General features: G+C 71.0%; 3 protein-coding genes. All 3 read right to left on the bottom strand.

Annotated features, from left to right (window positions below):
* Window positions 1–225 (bottom strand): response regulator (locus VIG79_RS08885; RefSeq protein ID WP_331884706.1); only part of this gene is annotated, 225 nt, incomplete at its 3' end.
* On the bottom strand, window positions 222–599 hold the full coding sequence (locus VIG79_RS08880; RefSeq protein WP_331884704.1) for a response regulator: 378 nt from the start codon (window positions 597–599) through the stop codon (window positions 222–224). The genes VIG79_RS08880 and VIG79_RS08885, both read right to left, overlap by 4 nt.
* Before the next feature lie 5 nt (window positions 600–604).
* On the bottom strand, window positions 605–3,203 hold a 2,599-nt coding region (locus VIG79_RS08875), incomplete at its 5' end, for a response regulator (RefSeq protein ID WP_331884702.1).

Raw genomic sequence — 3,203 nt, 5'->3', positions numbered from 1 at the left:
GGCGCGGATCCGGCGGCAGGTCTCGTGCCCGTCGAGGCCGGGCATGAGCAGGTCGACCAGGACGAGGTCGGTGCGGCCCTCGGCGAGCCGCTCGAGGCCCTGCTCGCCGGACTCGGCCTCGACCACCTCGTAGCCGTGGGGCGTGAGGATCGCCTGCATCAGCCGGCGGTTGGCGGGAAGGTCGTCGATCACGAGGATGACGGTTCCCGTCGGCTCGGCGGTCATCGCCCGTTCCGGAGGTGGGTGCGGACCTGTTCGGGGAACGTACGCACGTTGATCGGCTTCTCGAGGAACCCGTCGAAACCCGCCGACAGCGCGCGCTCCCGGTCCATCGGCATGGCCGATGCGGTGAGGGCGACCACGGGGACCTGGCGCGTGTCGGGGTTGGCCCGCAGCCGGGCCAGCGCCTCGTGGCCGTCGATGCCGGGCAGCTGGAGATCCATGAGGATGATGTCCGGGACGGTCACCTCGGCCTGGGCGACTGCGTCCTCACCGGTCGTCGCCACCGCGACGGTGAAGCCCGCGTACTCGAGGAGGTCGCGGGTCAGCTTGAGGTTCTTGTCGTTGTCCTCGACCACCAGGACCCGCTCGGTGCTCACGGTGCTCATGGTGTTCTTGGTGCGCCCGACGCGGCCGGCCGGGAGACCCGGACCAGGCGCTGCGCAAGGACGTCGAGGTCGAGCGCCGACTTCGAGGCCACGAAGGCGATCCGGCCGTCGAGCCGTTCGCGGTCGCCGGCCTCGAGCGACTTCGCCGTGAGGACGACGACCGGGATGTCGGCGGTCTCGGGGCGACTGGCGAGGCTCTCGATGACGGCGAAACCGTCGGTGTCGGGCATGAGCAGGTCGACGAGGACGACCGACGGTCGGGTGGATGCGACGAGCTCGATCGCGTCGGCGCCACGCTCGCAGACCTCGACCGCCCAGCCCTGCGGTTCCAGGGTGACCCGGACGAGCTCGAGGGCCATGGGGTCGTCGTCGACGACGACGATGGTCCGGCCGCCGGCCTGGCTGGTCGCGGCGGCGACGACGCGCCGGACGGAGAGGATGAGCTCCTCCTTGTCCACCGGCTTGACGAGGTAGTCGGCGGCGCCGAGGGCGAAGCCCTTGCCGCGCTCCGGCAGCACCGAGACGACGACCACGGGCGTCCCGGCGATGTCCGGGTCGGACTTGACGGCGTGGAGGATCTCCCAGCCGCTCATGCCGGGCAGCTTGATGTCGAGGATGACGGCCACCGGTCGCAGTGACCGCACCGCCGCGAGACCCTCGCGGCCGTCCCGGATCACGACCGGCCGGAGCCCAGCCGCCGTGAGGTGCAGCGCCACGAGCTCGCCGGACCGCTCGTCGTCCTCGACGACGACCACGGTGGGGCGTGGGTCGCCGAGGGCGGCATCGGCGGCGGCGACCGCGGCGCGGGTGCCGCCGGCCGTCTGTCCGGGAATGCTGAACCCGAACGAGCTGCCCACGCCGGGTGCGCTGGTGACCCAGATCCGCCCGCCGTGCAGCTGCACGATCCGCTTGGTGACGGTGAGGCCGAGCCCGGTGCCCTCCGTGCTGGCCACGAACCGCCCACCCTGCTGGAACGAGTCGAAGATCCGCTCCTGGTCGGCGTGCGGGATGCCCACGCCGGTGTCGGTGACCGTGACGACGAGGTCGCTGCCGTCGAGCCACGCCGAGACCGTCACCGAGCCGCCGTCGTCGGTGAACTTGACCGCGTTGCTGAGCAGGTTGAGCAGCACCTGTCGGAACCGGAGCTCGTCGGCGCGGACGACCTCGAGGTCTCCTGAGAGGTCGAGGGTCAGGCCGATGCGGTGCTGGGCCGCGCGCTCGCGCACCAGGGAAAGCGCGTACTGGAAGGCCCCGGCCGCGTCGAAGGTCGTGAGCTCGAGCTCCATCTGGCCGGCCTCGACCTTGGACAGGTCGAGGACGTCGTTGAGCAGGGCCAGGAGGTGCCGGCCGGCGTCGCGGATGTCGCGCAGGTAGTCCTCCTGCCGTTCGTTCAGGTCGCCGAACATCCGCTCCAGCAGGACCTCGGAGAACCCGATCACGGCGTTCAGCGGGGTGCGCAGCTCGTGCGACATGCTCGCGAGGAACTCCGACTTGTGCTGGCTGGCGATGGTCAGCTCGAGACTCTGGCGAGCCAGCTCCTGGTAGAGCCGGGCATTGGTCAGGGCGACGGCGGACTGGCTGGCGAAGGCCGACAGCAGATCGCATACCTCGTCGTCGAAGACGCCCGGCTGCCGCCGCCGCACCACGAACGCCCCGACCACCCGGTCGGCGCTGCGCAGCGGCACGGCGACCAGCGAGCGCCATCCGTCGGCGTGCAGGATCTCCAGGTGCGCGTCCCGATCGACCGTCTCGAGGTCCTCGATCTGGAACGACGACGTCGCGGAGGCGCACTGGCCGACCCAGGTCTCGTCGGCGTGGATCCGCGCGCGCCGCAGCTGGTCCAGGGTCGCCTCGCTCGTCCCGTACGCGGCTCGCACCCGGAACAGCCGGGTCGTCTGGTCGTACTCCATCAGCGAGCCGCCGTCGGTCTCGGACAGCTCCACGGCGTGGCTGACGATCGTGGAGAGGACCTGCTCGACATCCAGGGACGAGCCGACGACCTTGCCGACCGCGGACAGCGCCTCCAGCTGGTCGACCTTGCGGGACAGGGCCGTGGTCTGCTGGACGTTGCGGACCGCGAGGGCGGCCTGGTTCGCGAACGTCCCCAGTACCAACGCGATCCGCGCGTCGAACGGCTCCACCTCGGTCCGCCACACCGACAGCACACCGACGACGTCGTCGCCGATCAGCATCGGCGCACCCATAATCGTGCGGAACCCGGCGAGGCGCTGGTTCTCGCGGAGGCGGTAGGACGGGTCGGCCAGCACGTCCGTGATCTGCTGCGTCGTCCGGTCCACCGTCACCCGCCCGACGAGCGACTCTCGGTCCACCGCCGTCGGATGAGACTCCGAGAAGGTCACGTACTCCTGGTTGATCCCGACCGCCCGACCGAGCCGGAGCGCCCCGTCGACCAGCAGGTGGATCTGCGCAACGTCGGCGCCGCAGAGTCTCCGCGCGTTGTTGAGGACGGTGTCGAAGACCTCCTCCTGGGAGGACGCGGATCTCGCGAGCACCGAAAGCACCTCGACGATCGCCGCCAGCTGCGCGCGGGGGCCGGGCTGGGCGTCGAACAGCAGGGGAGTCTCGAGGGACTCG

It is taken from the genome of Lapillicoccus sp. (assembly GCF_036559105.1).
Taxonomy (GTDB): domain Bacteria; phylum Actinomycetota; class Actinomycetes; order Actinomycetales; family Dermatophilaceae; genus Lapillicoccus.
This window is presented reverse-complemented; position numbering and strand designations above follow the sequence as displayed.